Source organism: Cellulomonas edaphi (assembly GCF_030362815.1).
GTDB classification, from domain to species: Bacteria; Actinomycetota; Actinomycetes; order Actinomycetales; family Cellulomonadaceae; genus Cellulomonas; species Cellulomonas edaphi.
In genome coordinates, this window is record NZ_JAUCGR010000001.1 from 512,494 (window position 1) to 537,972 (window position 25,479).

At 73.7% G+C, this 25,479-nt stretch carries 25 protein-coding genes; 14 read left to right on the forward strand and 11 right to left on the reverse strand.

Going from position 1 to position 25,479, the window contains the following annotated elements; translation table 11 throughout:
- Nucleotides 1-164 precede the first annotated feature (164 nt).
- On the forward strand, nt 165-662 hold the full coding sequence (locus tag QRT05_RS02525; RefSeq protein ID WP_289444971.1) for a hypothetical protein: 498 nt from the start codon (nt 165-167) through the stop codon (nt 660-662).
- A 41-nt stretch (nt 663-703) separates the two neighbouring features.
- On the opposite strand, the gene QRT05_RS02530 is transcribed toward QRT05_RS02525, so the two are convergent.
- The gene (locus QRT05_RS02530) at nt 704-2,164 is read right to left on the reverse strand and encodes an XRE family transcriptional regulator (protein ID WP_289444973.1); all 1,461 of its coding nucleotides are present in this window, start codon (nt 2,162-2,164) and stop codon (nt 704-706) included.
- A 151-nt stretch (nt 2,165-2,315) separates the two neighbouring features.
- Between QRT05_RS02530 and aceA the strand changes: the two genes are divergently transcribed.
- From aceA to QRT05_RS02545, 3 genes are all read left to right on the forward strand, one after another.
- Nucleotides 2,316-3,650: an isocitrate lyase gene (gene aceA, locus QRT05_RS02535; protein ID WP_289444975.1), complete on the forward strand. Its 1,335-nt coding sequence runs from the start codon at nt 2,316-2,318 to the stop codon at nt 3,648-3,650.
- A 24-nt stretch (nt 3,651-3,674) separates the two neighbouring features.
- A complete protein-coding gene (gene aceB, locus QRT05_RS02540; protein WP_289444977.1) occupies nt 3,675-5,330 on the forward strand; it encodes a malate synthase A in 1,656 nt (551 codons plus the stop codon).
- 125 nt (nt 5,331-5,455) lie between these two features.
- Nucleotides 5,456-6,058 carry an NAD(P)H-dependent oxidoreductase gene (locus tag QRT05_RS02545; RefSeq protein WP_289444979.1) on the forward strand — a complete coding sequence of 201 codons (603 nt, stop codon included), beginning with the start codon at nt 5,456-5,458 and terminating at the stop codon, nt 6,056-6,058.
- Between the two features lie 20 nt (nt 6,059-6,078).
- Here the strand turns inward: QRT05_RS02545 and QRT05_RS02550 are convergent, their stop codons facing one another.
- On the reverse strand, nt 6,079-6,501 hold the full coding sequence (locus tag QRT05_RS02550; RefSeq protein WP_289444981.1) for a VOC family protein: 423 nt from the start codon (nt 6,499-6,501) through the stop codon (nt 6,079-6,081).
- Between the two features lie 64 nt (nt 6,502-6,565).
- Nucleotides 6,566-7,201: an NADPH-dependent F420 reductase gene (locus QRT05_RS02555; RefSeq protein WP_289444983.1), complete on the reverse strand. Its 636-nt coding sequence runs from the start codon at nt 7,199-7,201 to the stop codon at nt 6,566-6,568.
- Nucleotides 7,202-7,543: 342 nt separating this feature from the next.
- On the opposite strand from QRT05_RS02555, the gene map reads away from it, so the two are divergent.
- Nucleotides 7,544-8,308, forward strand: a complete 765-nt coding sequence (map, locus tag QRT05_RS02560; RefSeq protein WP_289444985.1) for a type I methionyl aminopeptidase — start codon at nt 7,544-7,546, stop codon at nt 8,306-8,308.
- On the opposite strand, the gene QRT05_RS02565 is transcribed toward map, so the two are convergent.
- From QRT05_RS02565 to QRT05_RS02580, 4 genes are all read right to left on the reverse strand, one after another.
- Nucleotides 8,292-9,554: a M18 family aminopeptidase gene (locus QRT05_RS02565; protein WP_289444987.1), complete on the reverse strand. Its 1,263-nt coding sequence runs from the start codon at nt 9,552-9,554 to the stop codon at nt 8,292-8,294. The genes map and QRT05_RS02565 overlap by 17 nt on opposite strands.
- A 44-nt stretch (nt 9,555-9,598) precedes the next feature.
- Nucleotides 9,599-10,387 carry an ABC transporter permease gene (locus QRT05_RS02570; RefSeq protein ID WP_289444989.1) on the reverse strand — a complete coding sequence of 263 codons (789 nt, stop codon included), beginning with the start codon at nt 10,385-10,387 and terminating at the stop codon, nt 9,599-9,601.
- Nucleotides 10,384-11,382, reverse strand: coding sequence for an ABC transporter ATP-binding protein (locus QRT05_RS02575; protein WP_289444991.1), 999 nt, complete (start codon nt 11,380-11,382; stop codon nt 10,384-10,386). The genes QRT05_RS02570 and QRT05_RS02575 overlap by 4 nt, the downstream gene beginning before the upstream one ends.
- Before the next feature lie 180 nt (nt 11,383-11,562).
- On the reverse strand, nt 11,563-12,222 hold the full coding sequence (locus QRT05_RS02580) for a PadR family transcriptional regulator (RefSeq protein ID WP_289444993.1): 660 nt from the start codon (nt 12,220-12,222) through the stop codon (nt 11,563-11,565).
- A 169-nt stretch (nt 12,223-12,391) separates the two neighbouring features.
- On the opposite strand from QRT05_RS02580, the gene QRT05_RS02585 reads away from it, so the two are divergent.
- Nucleotides 12,392-15,580 carry an esterase-like activity of phytase family protein gene (locus tag QRT05_RS02585; RefSeq protein WP_289444995.1) on the forward strand — a complete coding sequence of 1,063 codons (3,189 nt, stop codon included), beginning with the start codon at nt 12,392-12,394 and terminating at the stop codon, nt 15,578-15,580.
- 52 nt (nt 15,581-15,632) lie between these two features.
- Nucleotides 15,633-16,124, forward strand: coding sequence for a low molecular weight protein-tyrosine-phosphatase (locus QRT05_RS02590; protein ID WP_289444996.1), 492 nt, complete (start codon nt 15,633-15,635; stop codon nt 16,122-16,124).
- Between the two features lie 48 nt (nt 16,125-16,172).
- Here the strand turns inward: QRT05_RS02590 and QRT05_RS02595 are convergent, their stop codons facing one another.
- The gene (locus QRT05_RS02595; RefSeq protein ID WP_289444999.1) at nt 16,173-17,660 is read right to left on the reverse strand and encodes an MFS transporter; all 1,488 of its coding nucleotides are present in this window, start codon (nt 17,658-17,660) and stop codon (nt 16,173-16,175) included.
- Between the two features lie 117 nt (nt 17,661-17,777).
- On the opposite strand from QRT05_RS02595, the gene QRT05_RS02600 reads away from it, so the two are divergent.
- The 7 genes from QRT05_RS02600 to QRT05_RS02630 are packed head-to-tail and all read left to right on the forward strand — an operon-like array spanning nt 17,778 to nt 23,559.
- Nucleotides 17,778-18,374, forward strand: a complete 597-nt coding sequence (locus QRT05_RS02600) for a TetR/AcrR family transcriptional regulator (protein WP_289445001.1) — start codon at nt 17,778-17,780, stop codon at nt 18,372-18,374.
- Between the two features lie 24 nt (nt 18,375-18,398).
- On the forward strand, nt 18,399-19,565 hold the full coding sequence (locus QRT05_RS02605) for a pyridoxal phosphate-dependent aminotransferase (RefSeq protein ID WP_289445003.1): 1,167 nt from the start codon (nt 18,399-18,401) through the stop codon (nt 19,563-19,565).
- Between the two features lie 40 nt (nt 19,566-19,605).
- Nucleotides 19,606-20,775 (forward strand): ThiF family adenylyltransferase, encoded by a 1,170-nt coding sequence (locus QRT05_RS02610; RefSeq protein WP_289445005.1) that lies wholly within the window; start codon nt 19,606-19,608, stop codon nt 20,773-20,775.
- A 39-nt stretch (nt 20,776-20,814) separates the two neighbouring features.
- Nucleotides 20,815-22,017: a molybdopterin molybdotransferase MoeA gene (locus QRT05_RS02615; protein WP_289445007.1), complete on the forward strand. Its 1,203-nt coding sequence runs from the start codon at nt 20,815-20,817 to the stop codon at nt 22,015-22,017.
- On the forward strand, nt 22,014-22,484 hold the full coding sequence (gene moaC, locus QRT05_RS02620; RefSeq protein WP_289445009.1) for a cyclic pyranopterin monophosphate synthase MoaC: 471 nt from the start codon (nt 22,014-22,016) through the stop codon (nt 22,482-22,484). Before QRT05_RS02615 ends, moaC begins: the two co-directional genes overlap by 4 nt.
- Nucleotides 22,481-23,338 carry an NTP transferase domain-containing protein gene (locus tag QRT05_RS02625; protein WP_289445010.1) on the forward strand — a complete coding sequence of 286 codons (858 nt, stop codon included), beginning with the start codon at nt 22,481-22,483 and terminating at the stop codon, nt 23,336-23,338. Before moaC ends, QRT05_RS02625 begins: the two co-directional genes overlap by 4 nt.
- Nucleotides 23,335-23,559 carry a MoaD/ThiS family protein gene (locus tag QRT05_RS02630; RefSeq protein ID WP_289445011.1) on the forward strand — a complete coding sequence of 75 codons (225 nt, stop codon included), beginning with the start codon at nt 23,335-23,337 and terminating at the stop codon, nt 23,557-23,559. The genes QRT05_RS02625 and QRT05_RS02630 overlap by 4 nt, the downstream gene beginning before the upstream one ends.
- Before the next feature lie 7 nt (nt 23,560-23,566).
- Here QRT05_RS02630 and moaA read toward each other — a convergent pair whose 3' ends face one another.
- From moaA to QRT05_RS02645, 3 genes are read right to left on the reverse strand one after another with little or no spacing between them, the layout of a single operon-like run.
- Nucleotides 23,567-24,550 carry a GTP 3',8-cyclase MoaA gene (gene moaA, locus QRT05_RS02635; protein WP_289445012.1) on the reverse strand — a complete coding sequence of 328 codons (984 nt, stop codon included), beginning with the start codon at nt 24,548-24,550 and terminating at the stop codon, nt 23,567-23,569.
- Complete coding sequence (locus QRT05_RS02640) at nt 24,547-24,963, reverse strand: molybdenum cofactor biosynthesis protein MoaE (protein ID WP_289445013.1); 417 nt, start codon at nt 24,961-24,963, stop codon at nt 24,547-24,549. Before QRT05_RS02640 ends, moaA begins: the two co-directional genes overlap by 4 nt.
- Complete coding sequence (locus QRT05_RS02645) at nt 24,960-25,433, reverse strand: MogA/MoaB family molybdenum cofactor biosynthesis protein (RefSeq protein ID WP_289445014.1); 474 nt, start codon at nt 25,431-25,433, stop codon at nt 24,960-24,962. Before QRT05_RS02645 ends, QRT05_RS02640 begins: the two co-directional genes overlap by 4 nt.
- Nucleotides 25,434-25,479: the final 46 nt, after the last annotated feature.

Consider the following 25,479-nt stretch of genomic DNA (forward strand, 5'->3'; position numbering starts at 1 on the left):
CGCGCGGAGCCAAATGCGTTGCGCGTCACGATCCCTCGGCGAATGCTCGACCAGTGCGCCGAGGGCCGAGCACGCTCGGTAGACTCGGCGAATTGTTACCACGTGGTAACCAGGGGGAGGGCCGCATCCGGCCCCGTTCGTCGAAGTCAGCTAGGAGCTCCACCGTGAATCGTCCTGCCCGCATCCTCGCCGCTGCCGTTCTGGCGGCGTCCGCACTCGCCGCCTGCTCGAGCGGGGGTGACGACAGCGCCGGGCCGTCGTCGTCGTCGAGCGCCACGCCCTCCGCCGCGTCGACGCAGAGCGCGCCCGCCCCGGCGACCGAGCCCAACCTCACGCTCGCGTGCGGGCGGTTCTACAACGGCGGCGACAGCTCGCTCAAGGTCCGCATCGCCACCGTGGCGCCGGCCATGGACGCGCAGGACGCGGGCACGCCGCTCACGGACGACCAGCTCGCCGAGCTCGGCGAGATCGACGCGTCGATCCTGCTGGCCGTCAAGGTCTCCCCGGCGCCGTTGGCCGACGCGTACACCGCGATCCACGAGCGGATCGCGGGTGCCGTCGCCGCCGCGGACTCGGGCGAGAAGAACACGGCAACGCTCGACCTGCCGAAGCAGGTCGCGGTCATCGACACCGAGTGCGCGCCGGAGGGCTTCGGCAGCTGACGTCCGGCAGTGGCGGCCCGCCCGCCGCGACGGGCGGGCCGTCAGTCGTGCGGCGCGTGCCGGTCGAGGAACCGGTACACCTCGGTGGTGTCCACCCCGGGGAACACGCCGACGGGCAGCGCCGCGAGCAAGGAGGCGTGCGGCCGGGCCGACGGCCACGACTGCGAGGCCCATCGCGCCGCGAGCTCCGCGGGCGCCTCCCGGCAGCACGTCGGGTCCGGGCAGCGCGACGCCGACCGCTCCGTGGTCTCCCGGCCCCGGAACCACCGCACGTGCGCGAACGGGACGCCCACCGAGACCGAGAACGCGCCCTGCGACGAAGCCTGCACGCGGGACGTGCACCAGTACGTGCCCGACGAGGTGTCCGTGTACTGGTAGTACGGCGTGAACCGGTCCGCGAGCGTGAACACGACGCGCGCGGTCCACTGCCGGCACACGGGCTGGCCCTCGATCGCGCCCAACGGGTCGGACGGGAAGACGACGCCGTCGTTCTCGTACGCCTTGTGCAGCGTGCCGCCCTCGTGGACCTTCATGAAGTGCACCGGGATCCCCAGGTGCCGCGTCGCCAGGTTGGTGAACCGGTGCGCGGCGGTCTCGTAGGGGACCGCGAACGCGTCGCGCAGGTCCTCCACCGACAAGCGGCGCTCGCCCTTGGCCGCCTGCAGGAACGCCGATGCGCCGTCCTCGGGGATCATCAGCGCCGCGGCCAGGTAGTTGGCCTCGACCCGTTGACGCAGGAAGTCTCCGTAGTCGGCCGGCTCCGCGTGTCCCAGCACGTGGCTCGCGATGGCCTGGAGCAGCGGTGAGCGGCCGTCGCTGAACCCGGGGTTGCCCTGCGGCAGGTAGATCCGTCCGTTGGCCAGGTCGGTCACCGTGCGCGTGGAGTGCGGCAGGTCGGGGACGTAGTGGAGCGTGAAGCCGAGGTGCGCCGCGATGTCGGCGGTCGAGCGCTGGGAGAGCGGGCCGCCCGGGTGGCCGATCGCGTCGAGCAGGCGACGGGCGTGGTCCTCGAGCTCGGGGAAGTAGTTGTCCTGGGCGCGCATGCGTGCGCGCAGCTCCGCGTTGGCGCGGCGCGCCTCCTCGGGCGTCGCGGCGTTCTCCGTCAGCAGGCGCTGCACCTCGTTCTGCAGGCGGACCAGCGCCTCGAGGGCGTCGGCGGGCAGCGAGCGACCCACCTTGACGGGCGGCACCGCGAGGTTGGCGAACAACGGCCCGCGCTGCGCACGCTCCAGCTCGATCTCCAGGGCGGCCCGCCGGCTGGGCGGGTCGGTGCGCAGCAGCTCGGACAGCGGCACCTCGAGCGCCTCGGCCACCAGGGCCAGCATCGAGAGCTTGGGCTCGCGGTGCCCGTTCTCCAGCATCGATACCTGCGAGGCGGCGCGCCCGATGGCGGCACCCAGGTCGTCGAGCGTCATGTTGCGCGCCGTGCGCAGGTGCCGGATGCGCCGGCCGAGGACCAGCGTGTCGATCCCGCCGGGGGCCGTGGTGGACGTCGTCGTCATGCGATCAACGGTCACACGTGTGGACGCTTCCGTCCAGGAGAAGGAACGCCGATCTTCTGCGCGCCCGGCCGGAGAAGAACGGCTCCTCGTCCAGGAACGTAGAGGTCAGGCCAGGAGGCCGAGAAGAACGCACATATCGAAGGAGCGAGCCATGTCCACGCAGACGCACCAGGCGACGACGCACGGTGGCCCGACGGTCCGCCCGGGCGACCAGACGCAGCCCGCCGCTGAGCTCGCCGCGAGCTGGGAGCTGGACCCCCGGTGGGCCGGCGTCCGCCGCACCTACAGCGCCGACGACGTCGTCGCGCTGCGTGGGTCGGTGCGCGAGGAGCCGACGCTCGCCCGACGAGGGGCGGAGCGACTGTGGGAGCTCCTGCACACCCGGACGCACGTGCCGGCGCTCGGCGCGCTCACGGGCAACCAGGCGGTGCAGCAGGTCCGTGCCGGCCTCGAGGCCATCTACCTGTCCGGCTGGCAGGTGGCCGCCGACGCGAACCTGTCGGGGCAGACGTACCCGGACCAGTCGCTGTACCCGGCCAACTCCGTCCCGGCCGTCGTGCGGCGCATCAACAACGCGCTCCTGCGCGCGGACCAGATCGACGTCGCCGAGCACGGCCGCCGCACGCGTGAGTGGCTCGCACCGATCGTCGCCGACGCCGAGGCCGGGTTCGGGGGGCCGCTCAACGCCTACGAGCTCATGCACGCGATGATCGCGGCGGGTGCGGCCGGCGTGCACTGGGAGGACCAGCTGGCGGCCGAGAAGAAGTGCGGGCACCTGGGCGGGAAGGTGCTGGTGCCGACCTCCCAGCACGTGCGCACCCTGTCCGCGGCGAGGCTGGCGGCCGACGTCGCCGGGGTGCCGACCGTCGTGATCGCGCGGACCGACGCGCTGGGAGCCGACCTGCTGACGTCGGACGTCGACGAGCGCGACGCCCGGTTCCTCACGGGCGAGCGCACGGCCGAGGGGTACTTCCGCGTGCGGCCGGGGCTCGATGCGGTCGTCGCGCGGGCCACCGCGTACGCACCGTTCTCCGACCTGATCTGGGTCGAGACGTCGACGCCCGACGTGGGGCTCGCGATCGAGTTCGCCGAGCGCATCCACGAGCGGCACCCCGGCAAGCTGCTCGCGTACAACTGCTCGCCGTCGTTCAACTGGCGCCAGCACCTGTCGGACGCGCAGATCGCGCGCTTCCAGCGCGAGCTGGCCGGCCACGGGTACGCCTTCCAGTTCATCACCCTGGCCGGGTTCCACGCGCTCAATCACTCGATGTTCGAGCTGGCGCACGGCTACGCCTCGTCGGGCATGAGCGCGTACGTCGAGCTGCAGGAGGCCGAGATCGCCTCCGAGGCGCTCGGCTACACGGCCACGCGCCACCAGCGCGAGGTCGGCACGGGCTACTTCGACCGCGTGGCCACCGCGATCTCCCCCGACAGCGCCACCCTCGCGCTCGCGGGCTCGACCGAGACCGCCCAGTTCCACCACTGACTCGCCGTGAACAGGAGCAGACCGATGACCGTCATCACCCCCTCGCCCTCGCGCAACCGCCTCACCGACCCGTTCGCCCGCCCGCGCCTCGACGTGACCGGCCCGGCGGTCCCGGGGACCGAGCAGATTCTCACGCCCGAGGCGCTGGACTTCCTCACCGACCTGCACGCGCGGTTCGCCGGTCGCCGCCACGACCTGCTGCTCGGCCGTCAGCACCGCCGCGACCGGTTCTCGAACGGCATGGACCCGCAGTTCCAGCCGCTGACGGCGGGGATCCGCGCCGACCCCACGTGGCGGGTCGCCGGGCCGGGTCCCGGCCTGGAGGACCGGCGCGTCGAGATCACCGGGCCCACCGACCGCAAGATGACCGTCAACGCGCTGAACTCCGGCGCGAGGGTGTGGCTGGCGGACCACGAGGACGCGATGAGTCCCACGTGGGCCAACGTCGTGGGTGGCCAGCACAACCTGTTCGACGCGATCCGCGGCCAGGTGGACTTCACGACCAGCGAGGGCCGTGCGTACACGGTCGGTGAGCAGACGCCGACGATCGTGTTCCGCCCCCGAGGCTGGCACCTGACCGAGAAGCACCTCGACTTCGTCGACCGTGCGGGGCAGCACGCCGCCGCCTCCGCCAGCCTGGTGGACGCGGGCCTGTACCTGTTCCACAACGCGCAGGCGCTCATCGACGCGGGCCGTGGCCCCTACCTCTACCTGCCCAAGCTGGAGGGCTATCTCGAGGCGCGGCTCTGGGACGAGGTGTTCCGCTTCACCGAGGCCTACCTGGGGCTGCGCTACGGGACCATCCGAGCCACGGTCCTCATCGAGACCATCACGGCGGCCTTCGAGATGGAGGAGATCCTCTACGAGCTGCGCGACCACTGCGCCGGCCTCAACGCGGGGCGGTGGGACTACATCTTCAGCGTCATCAAGAACTTCCGGAACCGTGGGCCGCGTTTCGTCCTCCCCGACCGGTCGGCGGTGACCATGACCGTGCCGTTCATGCGCGCGTACACGGAGCTGCTGGTCGCGACGTGCCACCGGCGTGGTGCTCAGGCGATCGGCGGGATGAGCGCCTTCATCCCCAACCGGCGAGACCCGGAGGTCACCGCGCGGGCGCTGGAGCAGGTGCGCGCGGACAAGCGCCGCGAGGCCGGCCAGGGCTTCGACGGCACCTGGGTCGCGCACCCCGACCTCGTGCCGGTGGCCCTGGAGGCGTTCGACGCGTTCCTCGGCGACCGCGCAGACCAGCGCGACCTCCTGCGCTCGGACGTCCACGTGACCGCGGCCGAGCTCCTCGACATCCCTTCCGCAGGAGGCTCGGTCACGGATGCCGGGCTGCTGGCGAACGTCTCCGTCGCGGTCCGCTACCTCGAGTCGTGGCTGCGCGGCGTGGGCGCCGCGGCGATCGACAACCTCATGGAGGACGCGGCCACGGCCGAGATCTCCCGGTCGCAGGTGTGGCAGTGGGTGCACCAGGGCGTGGTGACCGCTTCCGGCACGCCCGTCACGGCCGACCACGTCCGCGCGGTGCTCGCGTCGGTGCTCTCCTCGGTCACCCGGTCGGAGGGCGACCGGTTCGACGACGCCGCGAACCTGTTCGAGCAGGTGGCGCTCGCGGACGACTTCCCGACGTTCCTCACCGTGCCCGCGTACACGCAGTTCCTGGTGGAGCAGGCGTAGCGGCGCAGGGCTGGGCGGCACACCGCGCGCGTGCGGCGATGTGCCGTCCGGTCGCGGCCTCACCGAGGTGCGGCCAGCCTCGGGGCGGGTGACGATCGAAGGGTCCTCACCACGAAGGAGCCCTCATGACCATCCGCGTCGCGATCGTCTACTACTCCGCCACGGGCAGCCTGCAGGCCATGGCCGAGCGGCTGGAGAAGGCCGCCGCCGGCACCGGGGCCGAGGTGCGCCGACGGCACGTGCGCGAGATCGCACCGCGCGAGGCCATCGAGTCGCGGCCTGAGTGGGCCGCCCACGTGGCCGCGCTGGCCGACGAGCCCGTCGCGGAACCCGCCGACATCGAGTGGGCGGACGTCGTCCTGCTCGGCTCGCCGACACGGTTCGGCAACGTCACGAGCCAGTTCCAGCAGTTCATCGACCTGCTGGGTCCCCTGTGGTCGCAGGGCAAGCTCGCCGACAAGGTCTACGCGGCGTTCACGTCGTCGCAGACGGAGCACGGCGGCCAGGAGACCACGCTGCTGTCGATCTACCGGATGGTGGCGCACTTCGGCGGGCTCGTCGTCGCGCCCGGCTACACGGATCCCGTGAAGTTCGCCGACGGCAACCCGTACGGCGTCTCGCACGCGTCGGGTGCCGACAACGACGAGCCGCTCGGGTCCGACGAGCTCGCCGCACTCGACCACCTGGCCCACCGCACCATCGACATCGCGACGCGCCTCGCTGGGTAGACGGCCCGCAACCCGCGCGGTCAGCCGTTCTCGTCGAAGAAGCAGAACGGGTGGCCCGCCGGGTCGATGAGCACCCGCACGTGCTCCTGGGGCTGGAACTCGGCCAGCGTGGCCCCTCGCGCCAGCGCGTGCTCGACGGCTCGGGGCAGGTCGCTGACCAGCAGGTCGAGATGCGACTGCATCTGCTGGTGGGGACCCGTCGCAGGCCAGACCGGAGGCTCGTAGAGAGGGTCGGTGTTGAACGAGAGGCCGGACCCACCGTGCGGAGGCCGGAGCATCGACCAGCCGGGCTCGTCGTAGATGCGGCGCCAGCCGAGCAGCGCCTCGTAGAAGTCGGCGAGCGCGTTCGCGTCGCGCGACTCGAGCACAGTGGCCGAGAGGCTGAACTCCAGCCCCTCGTGCTGGTTCGGGACCGCCGAGGGCGGGACGTCCGGCTCGCTCATGCACCCAGGGTGCTCCGCCGCGCCGGATCCCGCGCGTGCAGGCGCGGGATCCGGCGAGGGCGCATCAGCGAGCGGCAGCCGCCAGCGCGTGCGTGAGGCCGGCGGCGTCGAGCTCGGGCCCGTAGGCGGGCAGGTCCCGCTGGTAGCGCCATCCCTCGGAGAGCGGGCCCGCGTCCACGACGTCGAAGCCGATGCGGTCGATGAAGGCGGCGGCCGTCGCCTTCGCGGCCTCGGAGTCGCCGGCGATCGCCAGCGCCCGGCGCCCGGGTGTCCCGCTCGGCACGCCCTGCGAGCCGAGGTGGGCGGCCGTGATGTGGTTGAAGGCCTTCACGACGTGCGCGGAGCCCAGGTGGTCCGCGAGCACCTCGGCCGAGGTGGTGGAGCCGCTGTCGATCGCGTCGACGTGGCCGTCCCGCTCCCAGTAGTAGTTGTTGGTGTCGATGACGACCTTGCCCGCGAGCTGCTCCGCGGGGATCTGGTCGACCGCGTGGAACGGGACGCTGACGACGACGAGGTCGCCGGCCTCGGCCGCCTCGGCGGCGGTACCGGCCCGTGCGCGGTCGCCGAGCTCCGCGACGAGGTCGACGAGGGTGTGGGGTCCGCGGGAGTTGGAGACGACGACGTCGTAGCCGTGCTTCGCGGCCAGTCGGGCGAGCGTGCCGCCGATGTGGCCGCTGCCGATGATTCCGATGGTGGTCATGGCCGTGGCAACCCGCGGCGGCGGCGCGCTGTTCCCCGGTGGCGAAAAGCCTTGGCGCCACGCGGCAGCCGGACGTACCGTCGAGCTACACGGGAAGGAGGTGGTCTGAGACATGAAGTCTTCTTGGACGCGTGAGGTGACTGTCCGCTAGTCGCCCGAGTACTCGGACGGATTGCCAAGTCCGCCCGCTTGCCACGCCGGACCGCTCCGGCAAGGCGGCGAGCGAATTCACGGCAGTCACCGCAGCCCGTGGGAGCCGCGATCTCGTCCATCGCGGCGGGGCCCTCGACGAGGGTCCGGCCCACGGGCTGTTCCCTGCCCGCAGCATGGCAAGGTGGGGTCGTGGCCCTGAAGACACCTGCCGAAGTCAACGCGATGCGTCCCGCCGGGAAGTTCATCGCCAGCGTGCTGTCCTCCGTGCGCGACGTCGCGCGCGAGGGGATGACGCTCAAGGACCTCGACCGGCACGCGCACCAGATGATCGACGCCGCCGGAGCGAAGTCCGTCTACCTCGGCTACCACCCGTCGTTCGGTGCGATGCCCTACCCGGGGGTGCTGTGCACCTCGGTCAACGACGCCGCGCTGCACGGCCTCCCCAGCGACTACGTGCTGCAGGACGGCGACGTGCTGAGCATCGACTTCGCCGCGCAGGTGCAGGGCTGGGTCGCCGACTCGGCGCTCACGTTCCAGATCGGCACGACGACGCCCGAGGCGACCAGGCTCATCGAGACCACCGAGCGCGCGCTCGCGGCGGGCATCGCAGCCGCGCGACCGGGCGGCCGGATGGGCGACATCTCCGAGGCGATCGGGACCATCGGGCGCGCCGGCGGCTTCGGCATCAACGCCGACTTCGGCGGGCACGGCGTGGGGCGGACCATGCACGAGGACCCCCACGTGGCCAACCTCGGCCGCGCACGGACGGGGATCAAGCTCAACGCCGGGCTCGTCATCGCGATCGAGCCGTGGTTCATGGCGGGCGGTGACGGCTACGTGATCGACCCCGACGGGTGGACCATCCGCACCGCGGACGGCTCGCTCGCAGCGCACGCGGAGCACACCGTCGCGATCACCCGCGACGGGCCCGTGGTGCTCACGGCGCGGGACTGAGCACCGCGGCCATCGCCCGGGTCAGGTACCAGGGGTCGACGACCGCGCACAGCTCGCGCGCGGAGTGCATCGACAGGATGGGCACGCCCACGTCGACGGTCCGCAGCCCCAACCGGGTCGCCGTGATGGGGCCGATGGTGGAGCCGCACGGCACCGCGTTGTTCGAGACGAACGCCTGGCTCGGCACGCCGGCCCGCTCGCACGCCGCCTGCCACAGCGCGGCACCCGCGGCGTCGGTGGCATAGCGCTGGTTCGCGTTGATCTTGAGGATCGGACCGCCGCCGGCCACCGGGACGGTGCCGGGGTCGTGCCGCTCGGCGTAGTTCGGGTGCACCGAGTGGCCGACGTCGCTCGAGACGCACAGCGACGACGCGAGCGCCCGGTGCGCCTGCTCACCGTCGGCGCCCAGGCCCGAGCGGATGCGGGACAGGACGTCCTGGAGGAAGGGGCCGGCCGCGCCCGAGCGCGTCGCCGAGCCGACCTCCTCGTGGTCGAAGGCGGCCAGCACCGTGATGACGTCCGGCTCGGTGGCGAGCAGTGCCGTCAGCGCCGCGTGGGTGGACAGCAGGTTGTCGAGCCGGGGGGAGGCGAACAGCTCGTCGTCGGCGCCGAACACCCGCGCCTCCTGGGTGTCGACGACCGAGAGGTCCCAGCCCAGCACGTCGGCGGGGTCGCACACGCCGTCGACCACCGCGGCGAGCAGGCCCGGCGCGTCGCCGATCCCCCACACCGGCTGCGTGTGCCGCTGCTTGTCGAGCGCGAGCCCGTCGTTGGCCTGCCGGTCCAGGTGGATGGCGAGCTGCGGGATGCGCAGCAGAGGTCCGGTGCGCACCAGGTGCTCGCCGTCGCGGGTGGCGACGCGGCCCGCGAGAGCGAGCTCGCGGTCGAGCCACGAGTTGAGCAGCGGCCCGCCGTAGACCTCGACCGACGCCTGCCGCCAGCCCGCACGTGAGGCGTCCGGGGTGGGCTTGAGCGTGAAGCCCGGCGAGTCGGTGTGGGTGCCGAGCACCGTGACGGGCGTCGTCGGGCCCGCGCCGACGGGCACCACCCACGCGATGGCCGCGCCGTCGCGGACGACGACGTGCCGGCCGGGCCCGGCCGGCCAGGCGTCGGACTCGGACAGGTCCGAGAAGCCGGCCGCGACCGCGCGGCGGGACACCTCGTGCGCGGCGTGGAACGACGACGGCGAGGCGGCGACGAAGGCGGCGAGGTCGGTGACGTGGGCGTGGGCATCGGCGGGAGGCACGCCCCGATCGTCTCAGGTGACGACCGGGGCGCGCCGCGCGAACCTCAGAGCGAGCGCTGGTAGCTGCGCATCGCCCGCAGCGACCACCACGCGACCGCCGCGGCCAGCGCCGTGAGCCAGAGCGAGCGCGTCGCCACGAGCCCCCAGTCGACGTCCGGTGACATGGCGGTCTGCGCGACGGACGTGGCCCAGGTGAGCGGGTTGAGCTTCGCGGCGGTCGCCACCCAGTCCGGGAGCAGCTGCGCCGGCATGAGCGCGGTCGAGACGAACGTCGCGGGCAGCACCACGATGGTCGAGATGCCGATCAGCGCGGTCTGGTCGCGCGCGAGCAGCGCCACGGCCGCCGAGACCGAGCAGAACGCCGCGGCGAGGAGCACCGAGGCGCCGAGGGCGACGGCCATGCCGACCGCACCCCCGGAGTAGTGCGCGCCGGCGAGCGCGCCGATGGCGAGCACCATCACGCCCTGCACGACGCAGATCATCAGCTGCTGAACCAGCTGCCCGAGCACCAGCGCGGAGCGCGAGACCGGAGAGGACAGCAGCCGGTCCATGACGCCCGAGCGGATGTCCTCGATGAAGCCGGTCCCGGCCCACGCGCCGGAGTACAGGACGGTCATCATGAGGATGCCCGGCACGAGGAACGTGAGGTAGTCGTCGTGCCCGAAGCCGGGGACCTGCGCGACCGACTGGAAGACGTTGCCGAACAGCACGATCCAGATGACCGGCTGCACGATGGCCACCCCGAGCCCCCAGGGCTGGCGGATCGCGTCGGTCACCCACCGCCGCGTGACCTGGTCGAGCTGGGTTCCCCAGCCCGCGGTCGCGGCGCTCATCGGGCCACCTCCACGGTCTCGGCCGAGGTCCACGAGCGCCCGGCGTGGCGCAGGTACACGTCGTCGAGGGTGGGTCGGGAGACGGCGACGGCGCCGTGGCGCACGCCCGCGGACTGCAGCGCGGCGATGGTGGGCCCGACCAGCATCGGGCCGTCCGGGGTGCGCGCGACGAGCCGGCCCGCTGGACCCTCGACGTGCACGAGGACCTCGTCGAGGCCCGGCACGGCGCCCGCGACCCGCCGGACCAGGTCGGCGTCGGGCTCGACCAGGTCGACCGTGAGGGTGTCGCCCCTGAGGGTCGCCTTGAGCTCGTCGGGCGTGCCCGCCGCCACCACCCGTCCGCGGTCGACGATGCTGAGGCCGTCCGCGAGCCGGTCCGCCTCCTCGAGGTAGTGCGTCGTGAGGAGGACCGTGAGCGCGTCCTCTCCCGACAGCCGCCGGATCTCGTCCCACATGGCCGCGCGAGCCTCGGGGTCCAGGCCCGTCGTGGGCTCGTCGAGGAACAGCACATGAGGCGAGCCCACCAGCCCGAGCGCGACGTCGAGCTTGCGCCGCGTGCCGCCCGACAGCGTGGCCGCACCGCGGTCGGCGTACTCGGCGAACCCGAACCGGTCGACGAGCTCGGCGGCGCGGGCGGAGGCCGCCGCACGGCCCAGGCCGCGCAGCCGGGCCGCCATGACGAGGTTCTCGCGGGGAGTCAGCAGCTGGTCGGCGCCCGTGCCCTGCGACACGTAGCCGATGCGGCGCCGCACCTGCCCGGGCTCCCGTATGACGTCCTGGCCGGCGACGCGCGCCGCACCCGAGGTGGGGGTCGACAGCGTGGTCAGCACCTTCGTGGTGGTGGACTTGCCCGCGCCGTTGGGGCCGAGCAGACCGTGCACCGTCCCGGCGGGGACCGTGAGCGTGAGGCCGTCGAGGGCCCGGACGTCCGGCCGGCCTCGGCCGCCGGGATAGGTCTTGACGAGGTCGTGAGCCTCGATCGCGGATGCAGACATGGGTGATCGCCTTCTCGGGTCGTGTCCCCCCGCCGGGCGGCGGGGGCGGAGACCGGGGCCCACCTATGCTGAGCGTGCAGCGGATCGCACGGGGGAACCCGGTCGGTTCGTCGTCGATCGGCCCGGGTGTTGCCGCACCTGGGCCGATCTTGTGCCCGGGCACTGCCCGGGTGGTCTGAGTCAGCCGCCCTCGAAGAACGGCGCGAGCGCGTCGGCGAGCTGGTCGGGATCGATGCGGCCGCCCGGGGACTGCGCGTGCAGGGTGCGCCACAGCTCGACACCACCGAGGCTGCCGTCGGCGATGGAGGCCGCGAGCCCGTTGACGAAGCCGAGCTCCGCGCGCAGCACGGCCAGCTCGTAGTCGGCCTCCAGCGCGAAGACGTCGGGCAGCCCCTGGGCGCGGGCGCCGTCCACCGTGGTCGCAAGGACGGTGATCGCGCGGTCCAGGTTCGCCGCTCGAAGGCGGAGCAGGCGCGCGACGTCGTCGGGGGGCAGCAGGGGGAGGAACGACAGCGCAGCCTCGAACTGCGGGAACTCCTTGACCGGTGTCTGCACCAGGTCGGTCATCCAGTCGACCGCCTCCGCGGCGCCCGCGTCGGTGATCCGGTAGACCGTGCGCTGCGGCCTGTTGCCCTCGCGCTCGGTGGACGCCGCCTCGACGAGCCCGTGCTTCACCAGCGAGTCGACCACCGAGTAGAGCGAGCCGAAGTTCAGGCGCACCGACTCGTCCTTGCGCCGCTCGCGCAGCGTCATCGACATCTCGTACGGGTGCATGGGTCGCTCCCACAGGAGCGCGAGCACGGCGAGGGCCAGCGGGTTGTTGCGCGTCCTCCCGGCCATCGTCACTCCTCGCGATCGAATGTTCTGGAGCGAATATATCGCGTCTATGTCGCGTCTGGCCACACCGAGCTCGTCGCTCGACCGTCCGCCGCCGTTCACCTGCACGTTCGCCCGGCGACACCCGGAGCCGAGAGCGTCGACCGACACCCCCGCCACCTGGAGGAACTCGATGCTGCCTGTGCCCCCGCGTCGTCGTGGCCGCACCCTGACCGCCGCGGCGGCGACTCTCGCCGTCGCCGCCGTCTCCACCCTGACCGGTGCGCTCGGCGCACAGGCGGACACCCCGGAGCCTGGGTGGTCCGAGGCAGGCTGGACCGCGCCTCCCGCCGACCGCACCTTCCACCGGCTGGCCACCTACCCCGTGTTCCAGAACCGGCCCGCGACGTCGGCGCTCGCCGACCCGACCGTCGCCGAGATCTCCGCGGTGAGCGAGGACGGGACCACCTTCGTCCACACCGACGCCCTGGCGCGCCGGATCGGCTTCGTCGACATCACCGACCCGGCCCACCCCGTCGGCAAGGGCACGCTCGACCTCGCGGCCGACCTGGGCCTCGCCGCGCACGCGGAGCCCACGTCGGTCGCGGTCGTCGGCGGCTACGTGCTGGTCGTCGTGGACACGAGCCCCAGCTTCACCGCCCCGAGCGGCGTGCTCGTGGTGGTCGACCTCGCCTCCCACACCGTCGTCCGCACGCTCGAGCTGGGCGGTCAGCCCGACTCGATCGCGCTGAGCCCGGACAAGACGCACGCGGCGATCGCCATCGAGAACCAGCGCGACGAGGAGCTCAAGCCGGCCGGCGGGAGCAAGGGGGACCTGCCGCAGGCCCCCGGCGGCTTCGTGCAGCTCGTCGACCTCCCCTCGAAGACGGCGCCCGCGGACTGGTCGCTGCGCCGGGTCGACCTCCCCGAGTCGGCGCTCGCAGGCGTGACCGCGCCGTCCGACCCCGAGCCCGAGTACGTGGCCATCGACCCGACCGGCTCGACGGTGGCCCTGACGCTCCAGGAGAACAACGGCGTCGTCCTCATCGACATCGCGAGCGGGACGATCGACAAGGCGTTCACCGCGGGCTCGGTCGCGGTCAGCGGGATCGACGTGGTCAAGAACGCCGTGATCGACCAGACCGGCTCGATCCCGGCCACGCCGCGCGAGCCCGACGCGATCGCGTGGCTCGACGCGACGCACGTCGCCACGGCCAACGAGGGTGACTGGAAGGGCGGCACGCGCGGCTGGTCCGTGTTCGACACCACCACCGGGCTTCCCGTGTGGGACGCCGGGAACTCGCTCGAGCGCCTGGCCGTGCGCACCGGCCTGCACTCCGAGGACCGCGCGGCCAAGAAGGGCGTCGAGATCGAGGGCCTGGCCGTCGCCACCCTCGGCGGGACGCCGTACGCGTTCGTCGGGTCCGAGCGGTCCAACTTCGTGGCTGTCTACGACGTGAGCGATGCGCTCGACCCGGCGTTCGTGCAGGTCCTGGCCACCACCAACGGGCCCGAGGGCATCCTTCCGGTCCCCTCGCGCGACCTCCTGCTGGTCTCCAGCGAGACCGACGACGCCGCCAAGAACGTGCGCTCGTCCGTGACGGTGTTCGGCCGCGGTCCGGCCTTCGCCTCCGCACCGGCGACGTTCCCGTCGGTCGTGTCGGCCGACGTCGCGGGCAGCCCGATCGGCTGGGGGGCGCTCGGTGCGCTCACGCCCGACCGCGCCGATGCGACGCACCTGTGGTCGGCCACCGACGCGGCGTACGCGGACACGCGCCTGCTGTCGCTCGACGTCTCGAAGACCCCGGTCGTGATCGACCGTGCCGTGCGCGTGACCGAGGGCGGTGCGGGCGTCACGCTCGACGTCGAGGGCATCGCCTCGCGTCCCGCCGGCGGCTTCTGGTTGGGCGTCGAGGGGGCGACCGGGGCAGGCAACCAGCTGGTGCGCACGTCCGACGCCGGGGCCGTCGAGGAGCGCGTCAGCCTCCCCGCCGAAGTGGCCGCGGGCCTGGACAAGTGGGGCATCGAGGGCGTCACGACCCTCTCGGACGACGCAGGCGAGCACGTGTGGGTCGCCCTGCAGCGCGGGCTGTCGACCGATCCCGGCGGGCTGGCCGGCACGGCGCGGCTCGGTCGGTACGACGTCGCGACGCAGGCCTGGACCTGGTTCGCCTACCCGCTCGAGACCACCGCCGTGACCGGGGACTGGCTCGGGCTCTCGGAGGTCGTGGCGGTCGACGACGACACCCTGGCGGTGATCGAGCGGGACAAGCTCAACGGGCCCGCGGCCGCGGTCAAGCGCATCTACACGGTCGAGATCCCGGCCGACCCGGCCCCCGGCGCGGTCGCACCCCTGACCAAGACGCTCGCGCACGACGTGCTTCCCGACCTGCGGGCCACCGCGGGGTGGACGCAGGAGAAGCTCGAGGGCCTGACCATCGGCATCGACGGCCAGGTCTACGCGGTCACGGACAACGACGGCGTGCTCGACGCCACGGGCGAGACGGTGTTCCTGCGCCTGGGCAGCACGAGCCACGTGTTCGGCCCGGCGGCGACGTCGACCGCGCTCGCCGTGAGCGGCGTGCGCTCCTACGGGACCCGGCAGACGCTCTCCGCGAGCGTCGCGCCGCAGGCGGCCACGGGGACCGTGACCTTCCGGGACGGCACGCGCTCGCTCGGCACGGTGCCGGTCGCGGCCGGCACGGCGGTCACGAGCACCGCGCTCGGCGTCGGCACCCACGCCCTCTCGGCGACGTTCACGCCGTCCGGTAGCGACTGGGCCGGCTCCACGTCCACCGTCGCGACCGTGACGATCGCCCGCTCGGCGAGCACCACGAAGGTCAGGGTCCCCACCACCTCGTTCGGGACCGCCGCGACGGCGACCGTGACCGTCGCGGGTGCGACGGCGCCCGCCACGGGCACGGTCGAGATCCGCGAGGGCGACAAGCGGCTCGCGACGGGCCGCCTCGTGGTCACGGGCCGCACCGGGAAGGCGGTCGTCACGCTGCCGCGCACGCTCGCGGTGGGCAAGCACGCGCTCCGGGCCGTCTACGCCGGGACGACGACCGTCACCGGCTCATCGGGCGCGGTGTCGCTCACGGTCACCAAGGCCAGGCCGAAGGTCGCGATCTCGTCGGCCGCCTGGACCGTGAAGAAGCACGCCCGGCCGGTGGTGACCGTGACGGTGAGCGGACCGGTCGCGCCGAGCGGCTCGGTCACCGTGCGGGTCGACGGCAAGAAGGTCGCGACGAAGGCGGTGCACTCGGGCCGCGTCTCCGTGCGGCTGCCCCGGATCGTGCGGGCCTCGACGGTGACGGCGACCTACGAGGGCTCGTCGTCCTACGTCCGCGTGAGCGTCACCCACAAGGTGCGCGTGCGCTGACGCGTCGCGGTGCCGGGCGCGCTGCACGCTGCGCCCGGCACCGTGGTCAGCCATGCTGTCCCGTGTGACCTACCGCGTGATGACCGTCTGCACGGGCAACATCTGCCGCTCGCCGATGGCCGAGGTGGTGCTGCGGGCCCGCTTCGAGGCTGCCGGCCTCGACGTCGAGGTCGACTCGACGGGGATCAGCGACGAGGAGCGGGGCAACCCGATCGACCGGCGGGCTCGCGCGGTGCTCGTCGCGCACGGGTACGACCCGGCGGGCTCGCACCGGGCGCGCCGCTTCTCGCCGGCGGACCTGCCCGCGCGGGACCTCGTGCTCGCCATGACCGCCGCGCACGCGCGGGCGCTGCGTCGAGCCGCAGACCCCGAGGTGGCCGAGCGCGTGGTGATGTACCGACAGTTCGACCCGGCCGCCGACCCGGACGACCTCGACGTCGACGACCCCTGGTACGGCGGTCCGGAGGACTTCGAGGTCTGCCTGGCCCAGCTCGAGGCGGCCGCGGACGGCGTGGTGGAGCACGTGCGGGCCGCGACGGCGTGACGCGTGGATCGGCCGCGACCCCGCGCGGGGCCGCGGCCGATCGGACGCTCAGTCGACCAGCGCGAGGTCCCGCTCGTCCGCCGGCGTGACGACCGAGGCGCCCGTCGCGGGCGCAGTCGACCGGTGAGGGCGGACGGTGAGCGCCAGCAGCAGGACGGTCGCCGCGATGAACAGCGCGGAGACCAGGAACGCCCGGTCGGCGCCGACCACGAACGCATGCTGCGCGATCTGCTCGGCCGTCGATCCCGTCGGGGTCGCGTTCGTCGCACCCGATGTCGCGACGGTCACCAGGATGGCGAGACCCAGCGAGCCGCCCACCTGCTGGCTGACGTTCACCAGTCCCGACGCGGCCCCGGCGTCCTGCGGGGCGACACCCGCCAGGCCGGCCGCGGTGAGCGGCACGAACGCGAGACCGTTGCCCGTGCCGAACAGCAGCAGCGGGACGAGCACCGCGACGTAGCCCGAGTCCGCGGAGATCTGGGACAGGATCAGCAGCCCGGCCGTGGAGAGGGTCAGGCCGCCCACCATGAGGCTGCGCATGCCGAGGCGGGGCATCAGCGTGGCGCTCACCCGGGACATCACGAAGAGCATGAGCGTCAGAGGAAGGAACGCGACGCCGGTCGCGAGCGGCGAGTAGCCGAGGACGTCCTGCAGGAACTGGGTCAGGAAGAAGAACATGCCCATCATCCCGGCCACCAGCAGGAGCCGAGCGACGGTGACGGCCGAGCGCTGCCGGTCTGCGAAGAGCCGCAGCGGCGTGATCGGGGCCTCCGCGCGCAGCTCGACAAGCACGAACGCGGCGAGCAGCAGCGCGCCGATCGTGAACGCCGCGACGGTGCCCGGGTCGGTCCAGCCCTCGGTCGCTGCGCGCACGAACCCGTACACGAGCGAGGTCATGCCGATCGTCGACGTCGCCGCACCCATGAGGTCGAAGCGGCCGCGGTGACGGGGCGTCTCCGGCAGGACGGCGCGTGCGAGGATCACCAGCGCGATGCCGATCGGGACGTTCACGAAGAGCACCCAGCGCCAGGACACCCACTGGGTGAGCATGCCGCCGGCGATCAGGCCCAGCGCGGAGCCGCCGATCGAGACCGCCGAGTAGTAGCCGATGGCCCGCGTGCGCTCGCGGCCCTCGGGGAACCGGGCCATGAGCAGGGCCAGGCCGGACGGGGCCGCCAGCGCGGCGCCGACCCCCTGGACCGCGCGCGCGGAGAGCAGCTGGCCGGGCGACTGCGAGAAGCCGCCCACGAACGAGGCGAGCGTGAACAGCCCGACCCCCGTGATGAGCACGCGGCGGCGGCCCAGGATGTCTCCGGCGCGAGCCCCGAGGAGCAGCAGTCCTCCGAAGGCGAGCGTGTAGGCGTTCATGACCCAGGACAGCCCGGTGGGCGTGAAGCCGAGCGACTCCTGGATGTCGGGAAGTGCGACGTTCACGATGGTGGCGTCGAGCACGAGCATGAGCTGAGTGGTGAGGATGGCCGCCAGCACGAGTCGCGGCGAGGCGAGTCGGCCGGCGGAGGAGGGGTGCACAGACACGCGGGCCTCCGCGGCGTAGGATGTGGGGAAGTGGAGAGAGCCTCCGCTTGGAACTATACGGAGGCTCCCTCCGTTTAGCAACCGGTTTCTTGCTGTCGACGTCGGGGAAGGGTGCGCGTGGGTCCGGCAGGTGTCACGACGGGGAGCGCGCGGCCGCTGCGCGCCGATGCCGCGCGCAACCGGGAGAAGCTGCTCGCCGCCGCCCGCGACATGTTCGACGAGGCGGGCACCGACGTGTCGCTGGAAGAGGTCGCCCGCCGCGCCGGGGTCGGCGTCGGCACGCTGTACCGCAACTTCCCGACGCGCATCGAGCTGATCGAGCAGGTCTACCGGCACAACGTCGACGAGCTGTGCGCGTCCGGCGATCGCCTGCGGGCGGCCCTTCCGCCCAGCGAGGCGCTCGAGGCCTGGCTGCTCGAGTTCGTGGCCTACGCGGCCTCCAAGCGCGGGCTGGCCGGCGCGCTCCGCTCCGCACTCGGGGACGGGGCGTCCACCGTGTTCGCGGACGTGCACGAGAAGCTGCAGACCTCGGGCTCGGCACTGCTGGGCGCGGCTCAGGCCGAGGGCACCGTGCGCACGGACGTCGAGACGATGGACGTCCTGCGTGCGGTCAGCGGCGTGTGCGTCGCCGCCGGCGACTCGAAGGACCCGGCCGCCAGCAGGCTGCCGCTCCGGCTGGTGCTCGACGGCTTGCGGTACCAGCCCGCCCCCTGACGCCGCCGGGTGAACAATGGCCGCGTGAAGGTCGCCGCGAGAGCACACGTCCCGCCGTTCGCCGTGATGGAGATCCTGGCCGCCGCCAACGCCCGGCGCGCCGCCGGTGAGCACGTGCTGAACCTGTGCGCCGGGGAGCCGTCCACCGGCGCGTCGGACGTGGTGCGCAACCGCGCGATCGAGCTGCTCACCGCGGGCGACCTCGGGTACACCGAGTCCCTGGGCGCACCAGGCCTGCGCGCGGCGATCGCCCGGCACTACGGCGCCTGGTACGGGGTCGACGTCGACCCGGCGCGGGTGGCGGTCACCACAGGCTCGTCGGGCGGCTTCCTGCTCGCGTTCCTCGCGGCGTTCGACGTCGGTGACCGCGTGGCCCTGGCCCGTCCCGGCTACCCGGCCTACACCAACATCCTCGCCGCGCTCGGGTGCGAGGTGGTCGAGCTGCCGTGCGGTCCCGAGACCCGCTACCAGCCCACGGTCGCGCAGCTCGAGGCGCTCGACGAGCCGGTCGAGGGCCTGGTGGTCGCCAGCCCGGCGAACCCGACGGGGACCATGATCGACGCGGCGGAGCTCGCCGCGCTGGCGCAGTGGTGCGGCGAGCACGGCGTGCGGCTGATCAGCGACGAGATCTACCACGGCATCGTCTACTCCGAGGAGCCGGTGCCGACCGCCGCGCGGTACCTGGGCGACGGTGCCGTCGTCGTGAACTCGTTCTCCAAGTACTGGGCCATGACGGGCTGGCGCCTGGGATGGCTGGTGCTGCCGGACGACCTGGTGTCGCCGGTCGACGCGCTCGCGGGCAACGTCGCCCTCTGCCCGCCGGCGCTGGCCCAGCACGCCGGCGTGGCGGCGTTCAGTGACGAGGGGATGGCCGCCGCGCGCGCGAACGTCGAGCGGTACGCCGACACGCGCGCGCTCCTGCTGTCCCGGCTGCCGGCGCTGGGCTGGTCGCGGGTCGCGCCCGCCGATGGTGCCTTCTACCTGTACGCCGACATCTCCGCCTCGGGCATCGACTCGGTGACGTGGTGCGCACGCCTGCTCGACGAGGCGGGAGTGGCGCTCACGCCGGGCACCGACTTCGACCCGGTGGACGGGCACCGGTGGGTGCGGCTCTCGTTCGCCTCGTCGGTGGACGTCGTGCGCGAGGCGGCGGACCGGATCACCGCCTGGCAGGCCACGCTCACCGCGTGACCCCCGCGGCCGTGCGGCTCGGTGGACGTAGGTTGGGCGGGTGATCGCCCCGCTCGTCGAACCTGGCCCACCGCTCACGGCCGAGCAGACCGCGCGCGCCTCGCGGCACCTGCTGCTTCCGGGCATCGGCGTGACCGGGCAGCGCCGCCTGCGTGCCGCGCGCGTGTGTGTGGTGGGCGCCGGTGGGCTTGGCGCCCCCGTGCTGCAGTACCTCGCCGCGGCCGGCGTCGGCACGCTGGGCATCGTGGACGACGACCTCGTCGACGTGAGCAACCTCCAGCGACAGGTCATCCACGCCACGACGGACGTCGGGCGCCTCAAGGTGGACAGCGCACGGTCGGCGATCGCGGCGCTCGACCCCGGCGTCGACGTCATCACCCACCCGGTGCGGCTCACGGCCGGCAACGCCGAGCAGATCCTGGCCGGGTACGACCTCGTGGTGGACGGCACGGACAACTTCCCGACGCGCTACCTGGTCAGCGACACGTGTGCCCGGCTGGGCCTGCCCGTCGTCTGGGGATCGGTGCTGCGGTTCGACGCACAGGTGGCGGTGTTCTGGGACCGGGCGGGGGTGACGCTGCGCGACCTGTTCCCGGCACCACCCCCGCCGGACTCGGTCCCGTCGTGCGCCGAGGCCGGCGTGGTGGGCGCACTGTGCGGGCAGGTCGGCTCGGTCATGGCTACCGAGGTGGTCAAGCTGGTCACGGGCGTCGGCGAACCGCTCCTCGGGCGCGTGCTCGTGGTCGACGCGCTGCGTGCGCGATGGAGCGAGGTGCCGCTGGTGGGCGCGCGCGCGGGTGGGCGGGAGCGTCCCGTGGGCGCTGCTCCCGCGGCTTCCGCCGCTTCCGCCGCGTTGGGTGTGAAGGACCCCGCGTTCGATGGGGAGGACCCCGCGTTCGGTGTGGACGACGGGGTCCCCACCGTCACCGTCGACGAGCTGGTCGCCCGGCGCGCCGACGTGGTGCTGATCGACGTGCGCGAGCCGGCAGAGGCCGCCGTGGCGTCCATCCCCGGCGCGCGCCTGATCCCGCTCGGCGCACTGCTGGACGGCAGCCGCCTCGACGAGGTGCCGCGCGGGCGGCCCGTCGTCGTGCACTGCGCCGTGGGATCCCGGTCCGCGGTCGCCGCCCAGGTGCTGCGCGCCGCCGGGGTCGACGCCGCCCACCTGGCCGGCGGGATCCAGGCGTGGAGCACTCGCGTACCGTCGTAGCGCGCTCTGGCAGGATCACAGCGGGACGGGAGGCATGGCGTGCGGACGTTGGACGAGCATCGGGCGGTCGCGCTCGCCCTCGCCGCTCCCCTCGGCGCCGTCGAGACGCCCCTGGCCGACGCGCTGGGCCTGGTCCTCGCCGAGGACGTCCGCACCGACGAGCCCCTGCCGCGCTGGGACAACTCCGCGATGGACGGGTACGCGGTCCGGCGCGCGGACGTCCTGAGCGTGCCGGTGGTGCTGCCGGTCGTCGTCGACCTTCCGGCGGGCTCGGCCGACGAGGCGGTCGTCGCGCAGGGCACCGCGGCCCGCATCATGACCGGCGCGCCGATCCCGGCCGGAGCGGACGCGGTGGTCCCCGTGGAGGAGACCGACGGCGGCACGACGCACGTGCAGATCCGCGTGACACCGGTGCCCGCGGCGCACGTCCGGCGCGCGGGCGAGGACGCGGTCCCCGGCGACCTGGTGCTGGTCGCGGGGGCGGAGCTGCGTCCCCCGCACCTCGCGGCGCTCGCCTCGACGGGCCGCGCGACCGCCCTCGTCCACCGCCGACCGCGGATCGCCGTCGTGTCCACGGGCGACGAGCTGGTCGCTCCCGGCACGCCCGTGCGCCGTGGGCAGCTGCCCGACTCCAACTCGTGGCTCCTCGCCGCCGCGGTGACGGACGCGGGCGCCACCGCGCTGCGCCTGGGCCCGGTGGCCGACGACCCCGCCGCGCTGCTGGCGCTGCTGCTCGAGCTCGACGCCGACGAGTCGGTGGACGGCATCGTGACCTCGGGCGGCGTGAGCATGGGCGCGTTCGACGTGGTCAAGGCCGCGCTGCTGGCTCAGCCCGGCGTCGAGTTCGTCCCCGTGGCGGTGCAGCCGGGCAAGCCGCAGGGGCTCGGGCGACTCCCGGCCGGGACCCCCATCTGGACCCTCCCGGGCAACCCCGTGAGCTCCTTCGCCTCGTTCGAGCTGTTCGTCCGGCCCGCCGTCCGCCGCATGCTCGGGTTCGCCTCCGTCGAGCGGCCGGCCGTCGCGGCGGTGGCCGACGAGGGCTGGCGGACGCCGCCGGGGCGCGCGCAGCTCATGCCCGTGCGCTTCGTGCGCGACGACCGCGTGGCACCCGCGACCGCGCGCGGCTCGGGCTCGCACCTGGTGGCACGGCTGGCCCAGGCGCAGGGCCTCGCCGTCGTCCCTGCCGAGGTCGACGAGGTGCTCGTCGGCGACACGCTCCACGTGCTGAAGGTGGTCCCATGAGCAGGTTCACTCACCTCGACGCGGCCGGTCACGCCCGCATGGTCGACGTCACGGACAAGCAGCCCACGGTGCGGGCCGCGACGGCTTCGGGCCGCGTGGCGTGCGGGCCCGACGTCGTGGCCGCGCTGCGCTCGGGCGACGTGCCGAAGGGGGACGTGCTCGCCGTGGCGCGCATCGCCGGCATCGCGGCCGCCAAGCGCACGGCCGAGCTCCTGCCGCTCGCGCACGTGATCGGTGTGCACGGCGCGGTCGTCGACCTGTCGGTCGAGGACGACGGCGTGCACCTCACGGCGACCGTCCGCACGGCGGACCGGACCGGCGTCGAGATGGAGGCTCTCACCGCCGTGTCGGTCGCCGCGCTGGCGGTCGTGGACATGGTCAAGGGCCTGGACAAGTCCGTGTCGATCGCGGACGTGCGGCTCGAGGCCAAGACGGGCGGGAAGTCGGGCGACTGGGTGCGCGCGTGAGATTCGATGCCGTCGTCCTGGCGGGCGGCGGCGGGACCCGGCTCGGCGGCGTCGTCAAGGCCGAGGTCGAGGTCGCCGGGAGGGCGATGCTCGACCACGTGCTCGACGGCCTCGCGGACGCGGCCTCGGTGGTGGTCGTCGGACCGCCGCAGGTGTCGCGCCCGGGCATCGACCGCGTGCTCGAGTCGCCCCCTGGAGGCGGCCCGGTGGCGGGGCTCGCGGCCGGGCTCGCACACCTCGGCGCGTCCACCTCGCCGCTCGTCGCGGTGCTGGCCTGCGACGCCCCCCGCGGCCCGGCGGCGCTCCCGGCACTGCTCGCGGCGGTCGACGGCACCGACGGCGCGCGGCTCGTGACGCACGGACGGCCGCAGCACCTCCTCGCGGTGTACTCCCGCGCCGCGCTTGACGACGCGTTCTCGCGCCTCGGTGACCCCGCGGGCCGCGCGACGCGCGCGCTGGTGGCCGGGCTCGACCTCGTGGACGTCCCCGACGACGCGAACCTGGGTGCGGACGCCGACACCTGGTCCGACGTGCATCGTCTGGACGCCGAGCTGCGTGGCACGATCGAGCCCATGAGCCAGGACCCCCGACGCGCGCCCGGAGCCGACCTGCCCGCGTGGGTGGACCGCCTCACCACCGAGGTCGGGGTGGACCGCGCGCTCGTGGACATCGATCGCGTGCTGGACCTGGCCAGCGACGTGGCGCACCAGGTGGCGCGGCCCGCGGTGCCCGTGTCGTTGTTCGTCGCGGGGCTGGCGTCCGCCGGCGGGACGTCCGAGGACGTCGAGCGCATCCTGCGGATCGTCGAGCAGCATGCTGCGCAGTGGGCCACCGGGCTGGACGGCTCCGCGTGATCACGGTCCGCTACTTCGCTGCGGCTGCCGAGGCCGCCGGCGTGGACGCGGAGCAGCTGCCGGCGGGGCCCGTCGGTGCGGTGCTGGTCGAGCGGCACCCCGCGCTGGCCGGCGTGCTCGAGCGGTGCGCGCTGCTCGCGGACGGCCGCCGCGTCGAGGCCGACGAGCCCGTGCCCGACGGCGCCACCCTCGACGTGCTGCCCCCGTTCGCGGGCGGCTGAGGGCGGGTCAGCCGCCGATCGCGCTCATCGGCCGGTCGGGCTGGTGGAACCCGGGCTCGCCGATGCCGTGACCGGCCTTCTTGCCGGCGAGGCACCGGCGATAGGCGTCGGCCAGCTGCTCGTCGGCGCCGCCGGTGCGCAGGATCTGCCGCGTGTCGACCTCGGCCTCGGAGAACAGGCAGGCACGGAGCTGGCCGTCGGCGGTCAGCCGCAGGCGGTCGCACGCGCCGCAGAAGGGTGCCGTGACGCTCGCGATGACGCCCACGGTCTGCGGGCCGCCGTCGACGTACCAGAGCTCGGCGGGGGCCGCACCCCGACTCTCGACCTCGGTGAGCGTGAACGCGCTGGTCAGGCGGTCGAGGATCTCGGCCTGGGTCACCATCTGCGTCCGGTCCCACGTGTGGCCGCCGTCGAGCGGCATCTGCTCGATGAAGCGCATCTGGTAGCCGTGGTCGACCGCGAACCGGGTGAGAGCGACCACCTCGTCGTCGTTCACGCCCCGCATGGCCACCGCGTTGATCTTCACCGGGTGCAGGCCGGCAGCGTCGGCCGCCGCGATGCCCGCGAGCGTCTCGACGAGCCGGTCGCGGCGGGTGAGCTCCATGAAGCGCGTGCGGTCGAGCGTGTCGAGGCTGATGTTCACGCGGCTCAGCCCGGCGTCCTTGAGCGGCGCGGCCAGCGCCGGCAGCCGCAGCGCGTTGGTGGTCAGCGAGACCTCGGGCGCTCCCGGCAGCGAGGTGAGCCGGCGGACGATGTCCACGACGTCGACCCGCAGCAGAGGCTCCCCGCCCGTGAGCCGGATCTCGGTGATGCCGTTCTCGACCCCCACGCGGGCCACGCGGATGATCTCCTCCGTGCTCAGCATGGTGGAGCGCGCGAGCCACGGGACGCCCTCGGCCGGCATGCAGTACGTGCAGCGCAACGAGCAGCGGTCCGTCAGCGAGATCCGCAGGTCGTGGTGCGGGCGGCCGAATCTGTCGACGAGCGTCATGCCATCCCCACCCACACGTGCGAGCCGTCCGCGAGAATCTCACGCTTCCACACGGGCAGCTCCGCCTTGACGGTCTCGACAAGGCGGCGGCACGCCTCGAACGCGGCTGCGCGATGCGCGCTGGACACCGCCGCGACGATCGCCGCCTGCCCCACCTCGAGGTGGCCGAGCCGGTGGCTCACGGCCACGCCGAGCACGTCGTCGTCGTCGGCGACCTCACGGGCGATGCGGGCGAGCACGTCGGCCGCGTCGGGGTGCGCGGAGTACTCCAGCGCCACGACCCGGCCCTCGACCGATGGATCGTGGTCGCGGACCAGCCCCGCGAACGTCGCCACCGCCCCGGCGATCGGCGAACCCACGTGTTCCACGTGAAACAGCAGGTCGAGCGGCTCCTCCTGGATCCGCGCGATCATCGGTGGTCACCGCCCGCCACCTGGTCGAGCAGATGGGGCAGCAGGGGCAGGAGCACCTCCACGCCCTCGGCCACCCCGTGGGGCGAGCCGGGAAGGTTGACGACCACGGTGCCGCCGGCCGTCACCCCCGCCAGCCCGCGGGAGAGGACGGCGGTGGCGACCGAGCCCGAGCGTCGCAGCAGCTCGGGGATGCCGGGCAGCTCGCGCGTGAGCAACGGGCGCGTCCCCTCCGGCGTCTGGTCCCTCGGGGTCACGCCCGTGCCGCCGGACGTCAGCACCAGGGCCGCGCCCGTCGCCGACGCCAGCGCGGCCTGCACCGACTCGGCGCCGTCGGGGATCACGCGGACCTCGACCTCGAACCCTGCGGCCTCCAGCAGCTCACGCGCGACGGCCCCGGAGCGGTCCTCGCGCAGGCCAGCGGCCGAGCGGTCGGAGACCACCACGACGACGGCCTTACGGGCGACGGGCACGTGGCCAGGGTAACCATGCCGCTGCCTGCCGGACGCGTCGATCCAC